A 16,479-nucleotide genomic window follows, 5' to 3' on the forward strand; every position below is an offset into this window, starting at 1 on the left:
TTTGCGGGCTCAACGCGTCTTGATGAAGCACATGCCGATGCGGCGCGAGGCCGGGGCAGCCTGACAGGTGAGACCGTTAGCACAGCTCCATGACGTAAAACTCTCATCTCGCGTTCCCGATCCCGCATCTTGCAGGGAACAATGCGCGCCCCAGCCGTCCTGATATTCGCTCCCGGCGAGCTCCCGGCTGCCGCGGGTCTGCGGCCGGCTGGCAAATCCGCGTGAGAAATCAGGGCGTCTGCCTGCGGCGAACGCGGTCAGGATGTCGCGGCGGCGGGGCTGGTCGCCGAGAAAGTGGGGCGAGGCCGGTACGATGCTCGCATTGGACGGCCTGTCCGCCAGCCAATCGACGCCCGGAAAGTGAAAGCCGCCGATGCCGCGAGTCTGGTGGCAGCCTGAACAGGTGACGTCGTTGAGCCGGCGCTGGAAGCCCGCGACCGAGCGGATGTTCTGCATGTCGCCGCGCGCGGCCGCCTGCTTCAACGCACCGACCACGTCGTTATCGGCGAAGACCGCTTTGCCCTCCCCCTCAGCCTGCATCAAGCCGAATTCCGGCTGCAGCGCCGAAGCATCGAGGCCGGCCGGCGTCGGCACCACCGCACTCCTTGCCAGGAATTTCTCGGGGATCAGCACGGTGCCGCGATCGAACTCGCGAAGATGCTCGGGTGCGAGCAGCCAATCCTTGAAGTCGCGCCGAAGCGCCTCGTCCGCCATGATCCGGTCGCGGTCGATCTGGTTCTCCAGCGTCGATTCCTCGAAGGCCTTCGTGGCGGAATTGTACTTGAACACCTTGAGCAGATAGTCGGAGCGGAAGTCATGCAGCGCCGACTTGGCCGCGACCGAGAGCTGGATGTTGGTCTCGATGCGATCGAGCATGGCGTCGTCTCGACTGCCGATCAGCTCCTGCCAGTTGCCGTTGTCGAGCCAGCGCCGCGCGAGTTCGGCGCAATTGATCGGTTTGCCGTTCGCGTCCGTCTGGCGCGCATCGCGCGCCTTCATCACCAGATTGAGCGTCATCGGCAGCCGCGTCGCGGTTGTGCCGTCGAAACGCGCCAGCCGATAGATCAGTCGGATCTCGCCGCAGGACTCCTCCGAGGCGTAGGCGCGGTCCATGCGGTTGACGATGCCGGCCAGCACGAAGCGCGTGTCGCGCGATTTCAGCACGGCCCGATCGAACAGCTGCACGTCAAAGCCCTCGCCGACGCCGATGGTCTCGCTCGGATAGGCCGCCTTCTGCCCTGTGATGTAGCGCTCGAACTCCGCATCGATCGCCGGCGGAATGTCCTTGAGCTGGGACAGCTCTGAAAACAGCCGGTCGGTCGTCAGCGAACCATTCGCTTTGCGCTCCGGCGCCAACAGGTGCTGGAGCGTGAGAGCGTCGCCGTCGTCGAGCTTGCGCAGCAGATCGGGATCGGTGATGGCGGTGCCGCGCGTCAGCGACGGGGTCTGCGCGGCCGACAGCGCGGCAGTACCGCCGAACAACACGGCGGCAGCAAGGAAAATTCGCAACGCGCGGCTCATGCCTGAGGTAACACCGCGGCGGTCCGCCTATTCAAGCAAAAAGGCGCTTCACATGGTGGTGAAGCGCCTTTCGAAAGTCGTATCCGAGCCGCTCAGCGTCCGGTGATCAGGCCCTTGCTGGTGACGACCACCCAGCGGCCGTCCTGGCGCCGGATCGCATCGACGCGACCAAGGCCGGGGATGGGATCGCCGGGATAGACCTCGTAGAGCCCGTCGCGGCCCTCGATCAGCGCACCGCCATTGCCGGCGTTGCGCAGCCGCCAGCCTTCGACCGTCGGCAGGCGGCCGACCTCGGTCTTGGGTGCGGCAGCTACTGGGGCCGGCGCGGCGGCGGCGGTCGCAACCTGGGTCGGCGCGATCGAGCCGGTGGTCTCCTTGGGCACCGCTGCTGCGGCCTGCGCGGGGGCGGCGGGCGGCGTGGCGCGGAGCTTGTCGACGGTCTCGGACAGCTTTGCGATTTTGGCCATCGGCTCGGCCTGCGCCTTCTCGAGCTTGTCGAGGCGGTCGTTGGCCCGGTTGAACTGGGTGACGCCGGTTTTCGAGCTGTGGTCGACATTGGCCTTGAGCGCGACGAGGTCGGCATCGATCCGGGCGACCGAAGCATCGAGCGCGCTGGTGTCGGCGACCTGCACCGGCGCTTGGGCCGGGGCGGCGAAATGCATCATGCCGGCGGTTGCGAGCGCGCCGCTGATGGCGCCAACGCCGGCGGCGATCGCCACCACCGCGGCCATCGCCGACAGGCGGCGCTTGCTGCCGGTCTCACGCGGCTCTTCCGCCTTCACATGCGGAGCAAAATCCTCACGGTCCCAGTTCCGCTCCGACGGCGCCATGACGATCAGCTTGCCGGGCTTCGGCTCGGGCTTGGTTTCGGCTTTGGCTTCGAGCTTCGGCACGTCGATCCGGGATGCCTCAATCTTCGGCGGCTCGATCTTCACCGGATCCGGCTTGGGTGGCGCCTCATGGTCCGGCGCAATCGAGGGAGCCTCGATCCCAGCGGCCTCATTGGCCTGCGGCGCGGTCGCAGCAGCTTCGACGACGCCGGCGTCCTGGGCAGCCTGCTCGGGCATTGGTTCGCTCACGGCTCAAATACTCCAGTCTGGGTTGACCTTTTGGTAACTTTCATTGCTTGCGAAATCCTTACCTGCGGACCCGCTTACCGAAATTTTAGGAAGTTATCCGGGGCCGAATTTGGCCGGGAAAGTGGAACCGGTGTGGCGGGCGTGAAACAAATTGTAATCGGGCGAAGATGAACGGCCGCGGAATAGGCGCTGGGCGTCCCTTGTCACTTCCGTCATCCCCGCGCAACGGCGGAGCCGTTGCGCGGGGATGACGGTGAGAGAACGGAGCGCGCTCCGTTCACATCACGACCGGCGCATCCGGCAGCTCGTTCGCATGCGATGCGCCGGGCGGAAAATGCCGCGCCAGTTCGCGCGACACCGCCGTGATGCCGTCGATTACGCCGCGCTCGAACTGGCCCGACCTGAACTCCGCCTCCATGGCGCGGCAGATGCTCTCCCAGCCTTCGGCACCGACCTTGGCGTGGATGCCGCGATCGGCGACGATCTCGACATCGCGGTCGGCGAGCAGGAGATAGATCAGGACGCCGTTGTTATGCGCGGTGTCCCAGATGCGCAGATGCGCAAACACGTCGAGCGCGCGCTCGCGGGCCGGCTGGTTGCGGAACAGCGGCGCGCCGTCGAGCGCGCCTTCGACCACGAAGCGGACCTGGCCGGAATGGGTGGTTTCGCCCTGCCTGATCGCCTGCTCGATGCGGGCGAGCACGGCCGGCGGAAAGATCTGCTTTGCCCGCCAATGATGCTGCACGAGATGTCTGGCGATGCGCTTGATGCTCATACCGCTACCAGCTCCCCGAGGCGCCGCCGCCGCCAAAACTGCCGCCACCGCCGCTGAAGCCGCCACTGTCACTGCTCGACGATCCGCTGCTCCAGCCGCCCGACGAGGAGCCGCTCGACCAGGAGCCGCCGCGCGAGCGGCCAGTGCCCGGCGTGATCACCGAAAACAGATCGGCGACGAATCCGATGATGAAGCCGAGACCACCCAGCGCGAGGGCAAGTGCGAAAGACCCGAGAATGAACCAGGTCAGCGCCGCAATGATGCCTCCAGTCACGAACGATCCGAGCAGCCGTCCGAGCGCGGCCCGGAAGGCGCCGCCGATGCCCACCGAGACGAACAGCGTGACGATGAAGAGCGGCGCGAGATCGTCGAGACTGCCGAAGTTCACGGTGGGCGAGGGAACCGGCAAGGGTTCGCCGTCGATCACCCGCATCATGCGCTCGACGCCGTCGGCAATGCCGCCGGCGAAATCGCCGCTCCTGAATTTCGGTGTGATGATCTCATCGATGATCCGGCGCGAGGTGACGTCGGTGAGCGCGCCTTCGAGGCCGTAGCCGACCTCGATGCGCAGATGCCGGTCGTTCTTGGCGACGACGAGGATCGCGCCGTCGTCGACCTTCTTGCGGCCGATCTTCCAGGCCTCCGCAACGCGGATCGAGAATTGCTCGATCGTCTCCGGCTGCGTGGTCGGCACGATCAGGACGGCGATCTGGCTGCCCTTGCGTGTTTCGAAGTCACGCAGCTTTTGCGACAGCGCGGCGGTCTCGCTGCTGGACAGCGTCCCGGTCTGATCGACCACGCGGCCGGTGAGCTGGGGGACGGCGACGTCGGCTGAGGCGGGGAGCGCGAAGACGAGTGCGATGGCGAGGACAAGTGAGGCGACCACCGAATACGCTCGCCACACCCTCGCTGTCATCGCCCGCGAAGGCGGGCGATCCCGTATTCCAGAGGCCGCAGTGCATGAGCCGTGAAGCCGCGGCGTACTGGATTCCCCGCTTTCGCGGGGAATGACGGCGGTGGGTGGAGCTTGGCGCATTGCAAAACGGCGCGCGCTTACTTCGACGGTGCCGGCGCCGGGTTGAAGTCCACCTTCGGCGCGGTCGAGATTTCCTTCTCGTTTGCGACCGAGAAGTTCGGCTTCTCCTTGTAGCCGAACATCATGGCGGTGAGGTTGCTCGGGAATGAGCGGATGGTGACGTTGTAATCCTGCACCGCCTTGATGTAGCGGTTGCGCGCCACCGTGATGCGGTTCTCGGTGCCCTCGAGCTGCGACATCAGATCCTTGAACAGCGCGTCCGACTTGAGCTGCGGGTAGTTCTCGGTGACGACCAGCAGCCGCGACAGTGCGCTGGAGAGCTCGCCCTGCGCGGCCTGGAACTTCTGGAAGGCGGCCGGATCGTTCAGCACCTCGGGCGTCGCCTGGACGCTGCCGACCTTGGCGCGGGCATTGGTGACGCCCAGCAGCACGTCCTTCTCCTGCTGGGCAAAGCCCTTCACCGAGTTGACGAGATTGGGCACGAGGTCGGCGCGGCGCTGATACTGGTTCACGACCTCGGACCAGTTGGACTTGATCTGCTCGTCCTCGCTCTGGATCGCGTTGTAGCCGCAATTGGTGAGGCTCAGCGAGGCCAGCGCCGCCAGCACGGTCAGGATCTTGCGCATTAAATTTCTCCCGGTGGAATCCCGTAACTCAATATCAGATAGCGATAACGCGGTACCAGCTTTTCGGGTTCATTCCGGGGCGCGAAGCGAGCTATGGTGCGCCCTTGCGCACCTGAAAATCTCGAGATTCCGGGTCTGGTCCTTCGGACCATCCCGGAATGACTGCGCTGCGCACCCCAGCCGACTGACGCAAGCCTCTTGCCTATCCCTGACCGACATAGTCAACTCGACGAAACAATAAGACAGAACACCGGGGGAACGCGATGACCTCGTTCGAGACCATCCTCGTGGAGAGGCCGGATCCAGCGATCACCCGGATCGTGATGAACCGGCCGGAGGCGCGCAACGCGCAGAACCTGCAAATGACCTACGACCTCAACGCCGCCTTCGACGCGGCGGTGCAGGACGACTCGGTCAAGGTGATCATCCTCGCCGGCAACGGTCCGCATTTCTCCTCCGGCCATGATCTGCGTCCCGGCGGCAAGAATACCGCCGGTGTCGATTTTCCACCGATCGGAAATTGGGGCGGTTTTGCTGAACCAAATGCCCATGGCCGCTTCGCGCGCGAGCAGGAAATCTATCTCCAGATCACCCGGCGCTGGCGCAACCTGGCCAAGCCGACCATTGCCGAGGTGCACGGCAAGTGCATCGCCGGCGGACTGATGCTGGCCTGGGCCTGCGACCTCATCATGGCCAGCGACGACGCGCAGTTCTGCGATCCCGTGGTGACCATGGGCGTCTGCGGCGTCGAATGGTTCGTGCACCCCTGGGAGCTCGGCGCGCGCAAGGCCAAGGAGTTCCTGTTCACCGCCGACAACTGGAGCGCCGAGGTGGCGCGGCAGCTCGGCATGGTCAATCAGGTCGTGCCACGCGCGGAGCTTTCTGCGCGCACGCTGGAGCTGGCGCGCAGGATCGCCGCAAAGCCGGCCTTCGCGCTGAAGATGACCAAGGAAGCGGTGAACCGCTCCGTCGACGTGATGGGCCAGCCCGCCGCGATCGACCAGGCCTTCGCGCTGCATCAGCTCTGCCACGCCCACAATCTTCAGGAATTCGGCATGATCGTCGATCCCTCCGGTCTGCATCCCTCCGTGCGCAAGCCGCCGGCGGCCGCGGAGTAATTGCGATGGATCTTAACCTCAGCGACGAGCAAAGACTGCTGCGCGAGAGCGCGGAGCGCTTCGTGGCCGGAAGCTACGATGCCGATCACCGCCGCAAGATGGCGAACGATCCACTCGGCTTCAGCCCGGCGGTGTGGAAGCAGTTCGCCGAGCTCGGCTGGCTGGCGCTGCCGATTGCGGAAGAGTTCGGCGGGCTAGGCGGCGGTGCCGTCGAGATCGGCATCCTGATGGAAGCGTTCGGCCGCGGGCTGGTGTCGGAGCCCTATGTCGCGACCGTGGTGCTGGGTGCTGCACTGATCGACCGCTGCGGCACCAATGAGCAGAAGCAGGAGAGCCTGCCGAAGATCGCGGATGGATCCTTGAAGCTTGCGTTTGCGCATTCCGAGCGCGCGGCGAGGTTCGATCTCGCCAAGGTCGCGACATCAGCCAACAAGACGGCGAACGGCTGGCGCCTTGCCGGCAGCAAGATCGCCGTGCTCGACGGCCATGCCGCCGATGAGATCATCGTCTCCGCGCACATTCATGATCATCAGAGGCCTTCGGGACGGATCGGCCTGTTCCTCGTGCCGGCGACGACGCCTGGCCTCGTCGTCAGCGACTATCCGCGCCTCGGCGGCGGACGCGCCTGCAACATCGAGCTGTCCGACGTGCATCTGCCGGAGGACGCCCTGCTCGGTGACAGCCACGACGCGCTGCCGGCCATCGAATGGGCCATTGACCGCGCCATGGCCGCGCTCGGCGCAGAAGCCGTCGGCATCATGCAGACGCTGCTGGACACCACGCTCGAATACACCAAGATCCGAAAGCAGTTCGGACGGCCGCTGTCGGCCAACCAGGTGATCCGCCATCGCCTCGCCGACATGGCGATGCAGGTTGACGAGGCGCGCTCGATGGCGCTGCGGGCTGCGCTGAAGGCGGATAGCCCGCCGGTCGAGCGGGCCCGTGCGGCGTCTGCCGCGAAAGCCAAGATCGGCAAATGCGCACGGTTCGTCGGCGAGCAGTCGATCCAGCTTCATGGCGGCATGGGCGTCACCGAGGAGCTCGAGGTCGGCGCCTATTTCAAGCGGCTGGTCGCCTTCGACACGCTGTTTGGCGGCAGCGCGCACCACTATGCCCGTCACGCCGAACTTGGCCGCAAGGCCTGATATCGGGAGAGCCTCATGGACCTGTCGTTCAATGCCGAGGAGCGCGCCTTCCAGGACGAGGTGCGCGGCTTCATCGCCAAGAATCTCACCGAGGAGATGAAGCGCGCGACCGCGCTGACGCCGTCGGTATTCTCCGACCCTGATATCGGCATGGCCTGGCAGCGCGCGCTACACAGGCAGGGCTGGGGCGCGCCGGGCTGGCCGGTCGAGCATGGCGGGCCGCGCTGGACGCCGGCGCAGCGCTGGATCTTCGAGACCGAATCCGCACGGGCCGGCGTACCGAACGTCAATGTGATGGGGGTAAAGATGGTCGGGCCCGTCATCATCGGGTTCGGCTCGCCCGAGCAGAAAAACTTCTACCTGCCGCGGATTCTCTCCGGCGAGGATTATTGGTGCCAGGGCTATTCCGAGCCGGGCTCCGGCTCCGATCTGTCCTCGCTGAAGACGCGCGCGGTGCGCGACGGCGACGACTACGTCATCAACGGCACAAAAATCTGGACCACGCATGCGCATCACGCCAACCGCATGTTCGCGCTGGTGCGCACCAGCGACGGGCCGCGGCAGCAGGACGGCATCAGCTTCATCCTGATCGACATGAAGACGCCGGGGATCACGATACGCCCGATCCTGACGATCGGCGGCGACCACGAGGTCAACCAGGTGTTCTTCGACGACGTCCGCGTGCCCGTGGCCAACCGGGTCGGCGAGGAAGGCAAGGGCTGGACCTACGGCAAATATCTGCTCGAGTTCGAGCGCGGCTCCGGCATCGCCTCGGCCAAGCTGCGCGAGGGGCTGAAAGCGATTTCGGATCTCGCCGAATCGGACCTGACCGGCCGCGCCATCGACAGCCCCGATATCGCGGCGCGCATCTCGGAGGTGGAAGTCGATATCGACGCGCTTGAAATGACCGAGCTGCGCGTGCTCTCGGCATTGCAGACCGGACAGAATCCCGGCGCGGTGTCGTCGATCCTGAAGCTGCGCAACAGTGAAATCCGCCAGGCCGTGACGCGGCTCGGAGTCGACGTCATCGGCCACGACGCCCTCGCCGTCGAACCGATGCGTCCACTCTACAAGCTCAACCACGAACCGGCGACGCCGGAGGAGATGCTGACAATGGTGCCGGAATATCTCAACGGCCGCGCCTACACCATCTTCGGTGGCACCTCGGAGATCCAGCGCGATATTATTGCGAAGATGATGCTGGGGATTTAGCGCCGCAGCCCGAGCATTTGGCGCGAGCGAGCACTACACACTCCACTGTCGTCCCGGACAAGCGTAAGCGCAGATCCGGGACCCATAGCCACAGGGAGATGTGATTGCGGGGATTCGGAGTTACCAGTTCGCGCCACAACCACTCCCTGTGGTTATGGGTCCCGGATCGGCGCGCGCTTATGGCGCGCTTGTCCGGGACGACAGCGGAGTTTGGAGCGAACGACTACCCCGCCGCCTTCGCCTCCTTGATCGCCTGCCAGACCTTCTGCGGTGTCAGCGGCGTGTTCAGCTGGGTGATGCCGAGCTCGGCGAGTGCGTCCATCACGCCGTTGGTGACGCAAGGCGGGCCGCCGATGGCGCCGGATTCGCCGCAGCCCTTGGCGCCGAGCGGATTGGTGCGGCACGGCGCGGTATCGTCCAGCGTCACCACGATCGGCGGCACATCGTCGGCGCGCGGGATGCAGTAATCCTGGTAGCTGGCGGTGAGGAGCTGGCCGTCGGCATCATACGAGACGCCCTCATACAGCGCCTGGCCGATGCCTTGCGCAACACCGCCATGGATCTGGCCGGTGACCAGCATCGGGTTCACGGCGACACCGACGTCGTCGACGGTGGTGTAGCGCACGACCTTGGAGACGCCGGTCTCGGGGTCGATCTCGACCTCGCAGATGTGCGTGCCGTTCGGCCAGCTCGGACCATCGACCTCGCCTTCGGAATCAACGCTGAGCTTGGCCCCGCTCTCCTTCTCCGCAATGTCGAACAGGCTGATGCGGCGATCGGTGCCGACCACCGTGAGCATGCCGCCCTGATATTCGATGTCCTCGACCGAGGTCTCCAGCACGTTCGCAGCCTTCTCGCGCGCCTTCTGGATCAGATCGTTGGAGGAGACCGCGACCGCCGTGCCGCCGACGAACAGCGAGCGCGAGCCGACGCTGCCAAAGCCCATCGCGAGATCCGTGTCGCCCTGGACGACGTCGATCTTGTCCATGGCAATGCCGAGCGTGTCGGAGATCATCTGGGTGTAGGTGGTCTGCAGCCCCTGCCCCATCGCCATGGTGCCGGAATGCAGCACGACGCGGCCCTGCGAGGTCGCGTGCAGGCTGACTTTCTCGGTGTGGGCGCGGCCGCCGGTCCATTCGATGTAGGAGGTGAGGCCGCGGCCGTAGAGCAGGCCCTTCTTCTTCGCCGCCTTCTTGCGCGCGGCAAAGCCGTCCCAGTCGGCGAGCTTCACGGCGCGGTCGAGCATGTGCGCGAAGGCGCCGGAATCGTACACCTGACCGGCGGCATTGGTGTAGGGCAGCTGGGCCGGCTTGATGTAGTTGGCCTTGCGGATCGCGCGCGGATCGATGCCGATTTTTCGCGCGGCGGCGTCGAACAGGCGCTCGACGATGAACACCGCCTCGGGCCGGCCCGCGCCGCGATAGGCGCCGACCGGCGCGGTGTGAGTCATCACCGACTTCACCTCGAAATGCACCAGCGGCAGATCGTAGACGCCGGTCTGCACGAACGGCCCGAGCACCAGCGGGATGATGTTGGCCGCGCCCGAGGAATAGGCGCCGGTGCAGCCGATCGACTTGACGCGATAGGCCAGCACCTTGCCCTTCTCGTCGAGCGCGAAGGACGCCGTCGAGGTGAGATCGCGGCCGTGGGTGCCACCGACGAACTCGTCGGTGCGATCGCCGCGCCAGCGGATCTTCTTGCTCAGCTTGGTTGCGGCGTAAGCGACGATGCCGTCCTCGGGATAGAGGTTGGTCTTCTGGCCAAAGCCGCCGCCGATGTCGCCGACCAGCACGCGCACGCTGTCCTTGGGACGCTTCAGCACGGCCTCGGCGAGCACGTCGCGGGTCGAGGCCGGGGTCTGCGACTGCACGTGCAGCAGCAGGCGGCCGGTCTTCTTGTCGATCTCGGCAATGGTCGAGCGCGGCTCCATCGCGGACGGCACGAGGCGCTGGCTGACGAGGTCGAGCTCGACGGTGTGCGCCGCCTTGGCAAACGCCTCGTCCACCTTGGCGGCATCGCCGTAAGCCATCGCGCCGACGATGTTGTCGGGCGCCTCCGGCCACACCACGGGCGCGCCCGATTTCACGGCCTCGACGGGGTCGACCACCGCCGGCTGCACGTCGTACTCGACGACGATTGCCTCTGCCGCGCTCTGCGCCTCGACGCGGGACGACGCCACGACGGCCGCCACGGCCTCGCCGGCGTAGCGGACGACCTCATGGGCGAGCAATCGGCGCGGCGGCACTGTCATCGGCTTGCCGTCGGGGCGCTTGAAGATGCTCAGCGTCGGGATGCTGCCGACATCGTCCTTGACGAGGTCGGCGCCGGTGTAGATCGCGGTCACGCCCGGCATCGCGGCGGCTGCACTGGTGTCGATCGAGACGATCTTGGCGTGGGCATGCGGCGAGCGCAGGACGTAGAGCCACAGGGCGCCGTCGCCCGGCTTGTCGTCGATGAATTGCCCCTTCCCGGTCAGCAGCCGCTGGTCTTCCAAACGCTTGACGGGCTGCCCCGCTCCGAAACGCAAATTGCCGGGAAGAATGTTCATTCCGTGGGGTCCTTGAGGTCTTTTCGAAACTGCGGGCAGCCTTTTAGCGGATCGATCAAGGGCATACCAGCCGCGGTTTTGGGCGGGATATCCGCGGATTCGGCATGCTGTCCCGCGACCCGCGAATCCGTAGGGTGGGCAAAGGCGCACTTGCGCCGTGCCCACGATCTCTTGGACGTCGAGAAAAGTCGTGGGCACGCTTCCGCCTTCGCTCTTCGAGCTACGGCGGACAAGTCGCTTTGCCCACCCTACGGAAGCTACGCCAGCTCACGCAGCGCCGCCTCCACCACCTGTCGCGCCTCGGCCGTCAGCGCCGCCTGCGGCGGGACGGGGTCGCCGACGTCGTAGCCCTGGATCGAAAGCCCGGCCTTGATGCAGGCGGCGAGATTGAAGCGGGCGAAGGCCTCGTTGATGCGCCACAGCCGGCGCTGCAGCGCCATGGCCTCGTCCCAGCGGCCAGCCTTGCAGAGGTCGTAGAGCGCGACACTCTGGCGCGGGATGATGCAGGCCGGTCCCGCCATCCAGCCAAGCCCGCCGATCAGCATCACCGCGGCAGGGATGTGGGCGGAGGCCGAGAACACCCGCAAGGCATCGCCGCAGCGGTTCATGATCGAGAGCAGCCGACCGGTGTTGGTCGAGGCGTCCTTGATGTAGCCGATGCGCGGATGCTCGGCGAGGCGCGCGATCACGTCGAGGGTGAGGTCCGAGCGCTGGAATTGCGGGTTGGTGTAGATGACGACGGGAATGTCGACGGCATCCGCGATGGCGCGGAAGTAGGCTTCGACCTGGGCATCATTGAGCGGAAAATACGCCTCCAGGATCGCGAGGATGCCGTCGGCCCCACACTTCTGGTAGGCCCTCGCCTGCGCCACCGCATCCGCCGTCGAGGTCGAGGCGACGCCCGCGATCACGGGCACCCGGCCCCTCGCCGCCTCGATCGTGGTCTGCACGACCGCCGTGCGTTGCGCGGCACTGAGATAGGCGAACTCACCGGTCGAGCCCAGCGGCGTCAGTCCGTGCACGCCGGCGCCGATCAGATCGTCGCAGAGCTTTGCGAGGACGCCGGTGCGCACCGTGCCGTCGGCATCGACGGGGGAAACGAGGTAGGGGAAGACACCGTGGAATTCGGACATGTCGGGGGCTCCGGAAGCTGGCACCCGATGGGTCTTAGCAATGCCCGACCCCGCGATCAAACCTTGAGCAAGCGTACTCGCGTGCCCCAGGGATCAATCGCCTCCACGCCGTCGGCAAGCGCCGTGACCTTCGCACCGCCTTTGCGCAGGCGCTCTTCCTGCGCGGCGAGCAGCTCCGGCTTCGCCATGACCAGCGAGAACCAGGCGAGACCAGTCATCTGATCGTCGCGCTGGCCGGCGCCCTGGCTCTGCCAGACGTTCATGCCGAGGTGATGATGATAGCGCCCCGACGACAGGAACGCGGCGCCATTGCGGCTGCGGGTCGGATCGAGGCCGATCGCGCCATGATAGAAGCCTCCGGCCTGCGCGAGATCGCCGACCCGCAGATGCATGTGGCCGATGCGCATTCCGTCCGGTGCCCTGGCGTAATCAGGCACGCGCGTATTGGTCAGCGACAGCAGGTCGGGAATGTTGAGCTCGTCGGACGCCATCTTCACGCTGCCCTCGCTCCATTGCCATTGCGAGGGATCGCGGTCGGCATAGACCTCGATGCCGTTGCCTTCGGGGTCATCGAGATAAACGGATTCGCTGACGAGGTGATCGGCAAAGCCCGACAGCTTCACGCGGTGCGAGGCCGCGTGCACAAGCCAGCGCGCCAGGTCCTTGCGGGTCGGCATCAGGAAGGCGGTGTGATAGAGGCCGGCGGCATTGCGCGGCTCGATTGCCGCATCGGGGCGGGCCTCCAGCACCAGCAGCGCAATGCCTGATGTACCGAGCTTCGCCGCAGTCGCCGAGCGCTCCATCACGGTGAGGCCGATGACATCGCGGTAGTAGTCCGCGACCTTGTCGAGATTCTTCACCCGGAGCGTCACCATGCCGACCCGCATCGGCGTGCGGCTGGCATAGGTCGGGCCGCCGCCCTGCGGGGTGCCCTCGGCGCGCGCCGCGGCCGCGGCCGCCATGGCCAGCGAGGTCGCGCCGGCGAGTTGCAGCAGGGTGCGGCGGGTGAGGTCGATGGTCATGGTCAGTCAGGGCTCGCTGAAAGGGCTTAAGGCCGTGAGGCGCAATCTCGGGCCGATTGCTACACGTTCCCGTGAGCCGCTCCCAATCACATGTTCGTCGGCCGTAACAGGCTCTGTCCTGACCACCGGCCAGTTTCGCGTTTCCCCCCGACATCCCAGATTGGGGCAGCTTACAGGAGTCAGCCATGACCGACCCAACTCCCCTGTCCTCACTATCGTCCGCCCTCGCGGACGTAGTGGCGCACACCGCGCCCTCTGTCGCCTCCGTGCACTCGCATCGCTCCCGCGCGACCGGCTTCGTCTGGAAGGGAGGCCTGATCGTCACCGCCGACGAGGCGCTGGCCGATGAGGGCGAGGTCGAAATCGGCTTGCCCGACGGCAGCCGGGCGGCCGCCACGATCGTGGGCCGCGACCACACCACCGATATCGCGCTGCTACGCACTGAGGCCGCTGTTGCCCCGGTCAAGCTCGCCGCAACCGTCCCGCCCCTCGGCGCGTTGTCGATCGTGGTGGCCACCAACCGCGAGACGCCGAGTGCCGCGCTGGGGCTGGTGTCGGCATCCGGCAGCGGCTGGCGCTCCTTGCGCGGCGGCGAGATCGATGCGCGGATCGAGCTCGATGTCCGCCTGCGCGCCAGCCAGCAGGGCGGCCTCGCACTCGATGCTTCGGGTGAAGCCTTCGGCATGGCCGTGCTCGGGCCGCGGCGCGTGCTGGTGATCCCGACGGCGACGATCGAGCGGGTCGCGGCGCAACTCGAGACGCGCGGCCGCATCGCGCGCGGATATCTCGGCCTCGGGCTCCAGCCGGTCCGGCTCGACGACGGCATCGGCGCGATGGTGATGAATGTCGACAAGGCCGGTCCGTCGGCCGCGGCCGGCATCCGCCAGGGCGACGTGATCGTCGCGGTCAACGACCAGAAGCTATCAGGCGTGCGCGCGCTGTCACGAACGCTGGGACCTGCGAGCGTCGGCGCGGTGGTCGATGTCGCGGCGCGCCGCGGCGGCGAGCCGGTCAGCTTCAAGGTCACGGTCGGCGAGAGGCCGGAGGCGTGAGCGAGGACAACGCACCGGAAATCGTGCTGTCGCTGGAGATCGACGATCCTGCGCTGGCCGATCGCCTGGCGGCTTTGCTCGGCAATATCGCCGGACTTCGCCTTGCCGCGCCGGGCGAGGCCGCCACGGCGACGATCGTCGCCCGCGATCCACGCATCATGCCCGCCGACATCGCGCTGACGCAGCGCGAACTCGACGTGCTGGCGCTGATGGCCGAGGGTGCCTCCAACAAGATGATCGCGCGACGGCTCGGCATCTCCGTGCACACCGTCAAATTCCATGTCGGCTCGCTGCTCGACAAGCTGGACGCCACCGGCCGCACCGACGCGGTGGCGCATGCGGCACGCCGCGGCGTGATCGAGCTATAGCGCGATCGGGAAGCTGAGTTCGACCGTCAGGCCCGGCGCATTGTCGCTTAGCGCTACTCCCGCGCCGTGAAGGCGCGCGACCGCGGCGACGAGACTGAGACCGAGCCCGTTGCCCGGCGTGTAGCGGCTCTGCTCGAGCCGGTAGAAGCGCTTGAAGACGTGATCGCGCTCCTCCGTGGGAATGCCCGGACCATCGTCGGCGATCGCGATCACCGCGCCGCCCTCGGCGCTGCGGCACGTCACGGTCACCTGCCCGCCCGGCCGGCCGTGCTTGATCGCGTTGTCGACGAGATTGGCGATGGCATCGAACAGCAGGTCGCGATCGCCGGTGATCGGCACCTGGCGGTCTCCGGCAAGGCTGAGGCGGGTTGCGACCTGCTCGGCGGCGGCGTCGTAGAGCTCGACGACCTCGCCGGCGATTTCAGTCAGGTTCAGCGCGCGGAAGGCGCCGGTGCGGGCGCGGGTCTCGATCTCGGAGATCCGGGTGATGGAGGCGAACATGCCGAGCACGGCGTCGAGATCGGCGATGGTGTCGCCGATCAGCGCGGCATCCGCCTCGCTGTTGCGCTCGTGGTGATAGGCCTTTTCCAGCCGGCCGCGCATCCGCGTCAGCGGCGTGCGCAGATCGTGGGCGACGTTGTCGCTGACCTGCTTGACCTCGCCCATCAGCGTCTCGATGCGGTCGAGCATCTGGTTTAGGTTTTCGGCGACGCGGTCCCATTCGTCATGGCTGCCGCGCAAGGGGATGCGCTGGTCGAGGCCGGAAAGCATGATGGCGCGGCTGGTGGCGTTGATCTCCTCGATCCGCCCCACCGTGCGCCGCGTCACCAGCACGGCGGCGAGCCCGGCGAGCACCAGCAGCAGCACGGCAACCGCGGCCATCGCAAGCTCGATCATCGCGGTGAACCCGCCGTGATCGCCGGCGTCGCCGACCCGGCTCTCCACATAGGCCAGCGTGCCGAAATAGACATAGGCCATGATCGCCGCGACGATCAGCCCGAAGGCCGCGATCGCGATCAGCGCCAGGCGGAAGGTCGAGGAGCGGAGCGTCTTAACCAGGAGCACGGAGGCAATATCCGATGCCGCGTATGGTATGAATCAGCGGATAGGCCTGGGCATCGTCGACCTTGCGGCGGACGCGACCGACATAGACGTCGATGATGTTGGTGGAGGGGTCGAAATGCAAGTCCCAGACGTGCTGGAGCAGCATCGCGCGGGAGACGACGCGGCCCTCGTTGCGGACGAGATATTCGAGCAGCTGGAATTCGCGCGGCAGCAGCGGGATCTTGCGGCCGCGGCGGCTGGCGTTGCGTGCGATCAGGTCGATGGCGAGATCGCCGACCCGCAGCAGCGTCTCCTTGGCGATGGTCTCGCTGCGGCGGCCGAGCGCCTCCAGCCGCGCCAGCAATTCGGTGAAGGAGAACGGCTTGACGAGATAATCGTCGCCGCCGGCGCGCAGGCCGCGGACGCGATCATCGACCTCGCCGAGCGCGGAGATGATCAGGAACGGCGCGGCGACGCCGTCGTCGCGCAATTGCCGCATCACGCTGATGCCGTCGATATCGGGCAACATGCGGTCGATCGTGATCACGGCATAGTCGCGCGCGGCGCCGTGGCTCAGGGCTTCACGGCCGTTGGCTGCGAGATCGACGTCGTAGCCGGAGGTCGTCAATTCCTCGACGAGCTGGCCTGCGGTTTCCGGATCGTCCTCGACGACCAGGATGCGACGGTGACCTCCGGTCATGCAAAACTCCGCGCGACGATCGCCACCAGACTATCCCGTTCCGGGGCTGGACGGAACCGCCCGGTGGCGACCGCGACAATGGTGCGGTACGGCGATGCGA

Annotated in this window: 15 protein-coding genes; 5 read left to right on the forward strand and 10 right to left on the reverse strand. The window is 66.6% G+C overall.

Annotated elements, in window-relative coordinates; genetic code table 11:
• Positions 1–9 precede the first annotated feature (9 nt).
• The 5 genes from GDN70_RS32335 to GDN70_RS32355 form a co-directional block, all read right to left on the reverse strand.
• A complete protein-coding gene (locus GDN70_RS32335; protein WP_152103529.1) occupies positions 10–1,521 on the reverse strand; it encodes a hypothetical protein in 1,512 nt (503 codons plus the stop codon).
• A 92-nt stretch (positions 1,522–1,613) separates the two neighbouring features.
• Entirely contained in the window at positions 1,614–2,588 is a 975-nt protein-coding gene (locus GDN70_RS32340) for a hypothetical protein (protein WP_173015971.1), read from the reverse strand.
• Positions 2,589–2,877: 289 nt separating this feature from the next.
• On the reverse strand, positions 2,878–3,375 hold the full coding sequence (locus GDN70_RS32345) for a TPM domain-containing protein (protein ID WP_028140417.1): 498 nt from the start codon (positions 3,373–3,375) through the stop codon (positions 2,878–2,880).
• A gap of 4 nt (positions 3,376–3,379) precedes the next feature.
• Entirely contained in the window at positions 3,380–4,291 is a 912-nt protein-coding gene (locus GDN70_RS32350; RefSeq protein WP_038971052.1) for a YgcG family protein, read from the reverse strand.
• Between the two features lie 137 nt (positions 4,292–4,428).
• Complete coding sequence (locus tag GDN70_RS32355) at positions 4,429–5,037, reverse strand: LemA family protein (protein WP_028140419.1); 609 nt, start codon at positions 5,035–5,037, stop codon at positions 4,429–4,431.
• 263 nt (positions 5,038–5,300) lie between these two features.
• Here GDN70_RS32355 and GDN70_RS32360 point away from each other — a divergent pair, with 263 nt between their 5' ends.
• The 3 genes from GDN70_RS32360 to GDN70_RS32370 are packed head-to-tail and all read left to right on the forward strand — an operon-like array spanning position 5,301 to position 8,512.
• Positions 5,301–6,155 carry an enoyl-CoA hydratase gene (locus GDN70_RS32360; protein WP_028140420.1) on the forward strand — a complete coding sequence of 285 codons (855 nt, stop codon included), beginning with the start codon at positions 5,301–5,303 and terminating at the stop codon, positions 6,153–6,155.
• 5 nt (positions 6,156–6,160) lie between these two features.
• Complete coding sequence (locus GDN70_RS32365; RefSeq protein WP_028140421.1) at positions 6,161–7,300, forward strand: acyl-CoA dehydrogenase family protein; 1,140 nt, start codon at positions 6,161–6,163, stop codon at positions 7,298–7,300.
• Between the two features lie 15 nt (positions 7,301–7,315).
• A complete protein-coding gene (locus tag GDN70_RS32370; RefSeq protein ID WP_028140422.1) occupies positions 7,316–8,512 on the forward strand; it encodes an acyl-CoA dehydrogenase family protein in 1,197 nt (398 codons plus the stop codon).
• A gap of 223 nt (positions 8,513–8,735) precedes the next feature.
• On the opposite strand, the gene GDN70_RS32375 is transcribed toward GDN70_RS32370, so the two are convergent.
• From GDN70_RS32375 to GDN70_RS32385, 3 genes are all read right to left on the reverse strand, one after another.
• On the reverse strand, positions 8,736–11,060 hold the full coding sequence (locus tag GDN70_RS32375) for a xanthine dehydrogenase family protein molybdopterin-binding subunit (RefSeq protein WP_028140423.1): 2,325 nt from the start codon (positions 11,058–11,060) through the stop codon (positions 8,736–8,738).
• Between the two features lie 257 nt (positions 11,061–11,317).
• Positions 11,318–12,193, reverse strand: a complete 876-nt coding sequence (locus tag GDN70_RS32380) for a dihydrodipicolinate synthase family protein (RefSeq protein ID WP_028140424.1) — start codon at positions 12,191–12,193, stop codon at positions 11,318–11,320.
• Positions 12,194–12,249: 56 nt separating this feature from the next.
• Positions 12,250–13,215 carry a VOC family protein gene (locus GDN70_RS32385; protein WP_028140425.1) on the reverse strand — a complete coding sequence of 322 codons (966 nt, stop codon included), beginning with the start codon at positions 13,213–13,215 and terminating at the stop codon, positions 12,250–12,252.
• A gap of 185 nt (positions 13,216–13,400) precedes the next feature.
• Between GDN70_RS32385 and GDN70_RS32390 the strand changes: the two genes are divergently transcribed.
• Both GDN70_RS32390 and GDN70_RS32395 read left to right on the forward strand, forming a co-directional pair.
• Positions 13,401–14,267: a S1C family serine protease gene (locus GDN70_RS32390; protein WP_028140426.1), complete on the forward strand. Its 867-nt coding sequence runs from the start codon at positions 13,401–13,403 to the stop codon at positions 14,265–14,267.
• Positions 14,264–14,635: a response regulator transcription factor gene (locus GDN70_RS32395; protein WP_028140427.1), complete on the forward strand. Its 372-nt coding sequence runs from the start codon at positions 14,264–14,266 to the stop codon at positions 14,633–14,635. The genes GDN70_RS32390 and GDN70_RS32395 overlap by 4 nt, the downstream gene beginning before the upstream one ends.
• Here GDN70_RS32395 and GDN70_RS32400 read toward each other — a convergent pair.
• Positions 14,630–15,700 carry a HAMP domain-containing sensor histidine kinase gene (locus GDN70_RS32400; protein WP_152103531.1) on the reverse strand — a complete coding sequence of 357 codons (1,071 nt, stop codon included), beginning with the start codon at positions 15,698–15,700 and terminating at the stop codon, positions 14,630–14,632. The genes GDN70_RS32395 and GDN70_RS32400 overlap by 6 nt on opposite strands.
• Entirely contained in the window at positions 15,687–16,379 is a 693-nt protein-coding gene (locus tag GDN70_RS32405; RefSeq protein ID WP_038948196.1) for a response regulator transcription factor, read from the reverse strand. Before GDN70_RS32405 ends, GDN70_RS32400 begins: the two co-directional genes overlap by 14 nt.
• Between the last annotated feature and the right edge of the window lie 100 nt (positions 16,380–16,479).

Source organism: Bradyrhizobium sp. TM102 (assembly GCF_009176685.1).
GTDB lineage: Bacteria > Pseudomonadota > Alphaproteobacteria > Rhizobiales > Xanthobacteraceae > Bradyrhizobium > Bradyrhizobium ottawaense.

What these genes read in the sequence shown, in the direction of transcription:
- GDN70_RS32335 (WP_152103529.1), bottom strand. Translation starts at nt 1,521, where the DNA reads ATGAGCCGCGCGTTGCGAATTTTCCTTGCTGCCGCCGTGTTGTTCGGC.
- GDN70_RS32340 (WP_173015971.1), bottom strand. Translation starts at nt 2,588, where the DNA reads ATGCCCGAGCAGGCTGCCCAGGACGCCGGCGTCGTCGAAGCTGCTGCG.
- GDN70_RS32345 (WP_028140417.1), bottom strand. Translation starts at nt 3,375, where the DNA reads ATGAGCATCAAGCGCATCGCCAGACATCTCGTGCAGCATCATTGGCGG.
- GDN70_RS32350 (WP_038971052.1), bottom strand. Translation starts at nt 4,291, where the DNA reads ATGACAGCGAGGGTGTGGCGAGCGTATTCGGTGGTCGCCTCACTTGTC.
- GDN70_RS32355 (WP_028140419.1), bottom strand. Translation starts at nt 5,037, where the DNA reads ATGCGCAAGATCCTGACCGTGCTGGCGGCGCTGGCCTCGCTGAGCCTC.
- GDN70_RS32360 (WP_028140420.1), top strand. Translation starts at nt 5,301, where the DNA reads ATGACCTCGTTCGAGACCATCCTCGTGGAGAGGCCGGATCCAGCGATC.
- GDN70_RS32365 (WP_028140421.1), top strand. Translation starts at nt 6,161, where the DNA reads ATGGATCTTAACCTCAGCGACGAGCAAAGACTGCTGCGCGAGAGCGCG.
- GDN70_RS32370 (WP_028140422.1), top strand. Translation starts at nt 7,316, where the DNA reads ATGGACCTGTCGTTCAATGCCGAGGAGCGCGCCTTCCAGGACGAGGTG.
- GDN70_RS32375 (WP_028140423.1), bottom strand. Translation starts at nt 11,060, where the DNA reads ATGAACATTCTTCCCGGCAATTTGCGTTTCGGAGCGGGGCAGCCCGTC.
- GDN70_RS32380 (WP_028140424.1), bottom strand. Translation starts at nt 12,193, where the DNA reads ATGTCCGAATTCCACGGTGTCTTCCCCTACCTCGTTTCCCCCGTCGAT.
- GDN70_RS32385 (WP_028140425.1), bottom strand. Translation starts at nt 13,215, where the DNA reads ATGACCATCGACCTCACCCGCCGCACCCTGCTGCAACTCGCCGGCGCG.
- GDN70_RS32390 (WP_028140426.1), top strand. Translation starts at nt 13,401, where the DNA reads ATGACCGACCCAACTCCCCTGTCCTCACTATCGTCCGCCCTCGCGGAC.
- GDN70_RS32405 (WP_038948196.1), bottom strand. Translation starts at nt 16,379, where the DNA reads ATGACCGGAGGTCACCGTCGCATCCTGGTCGTCGAGGACGATCCGGAA.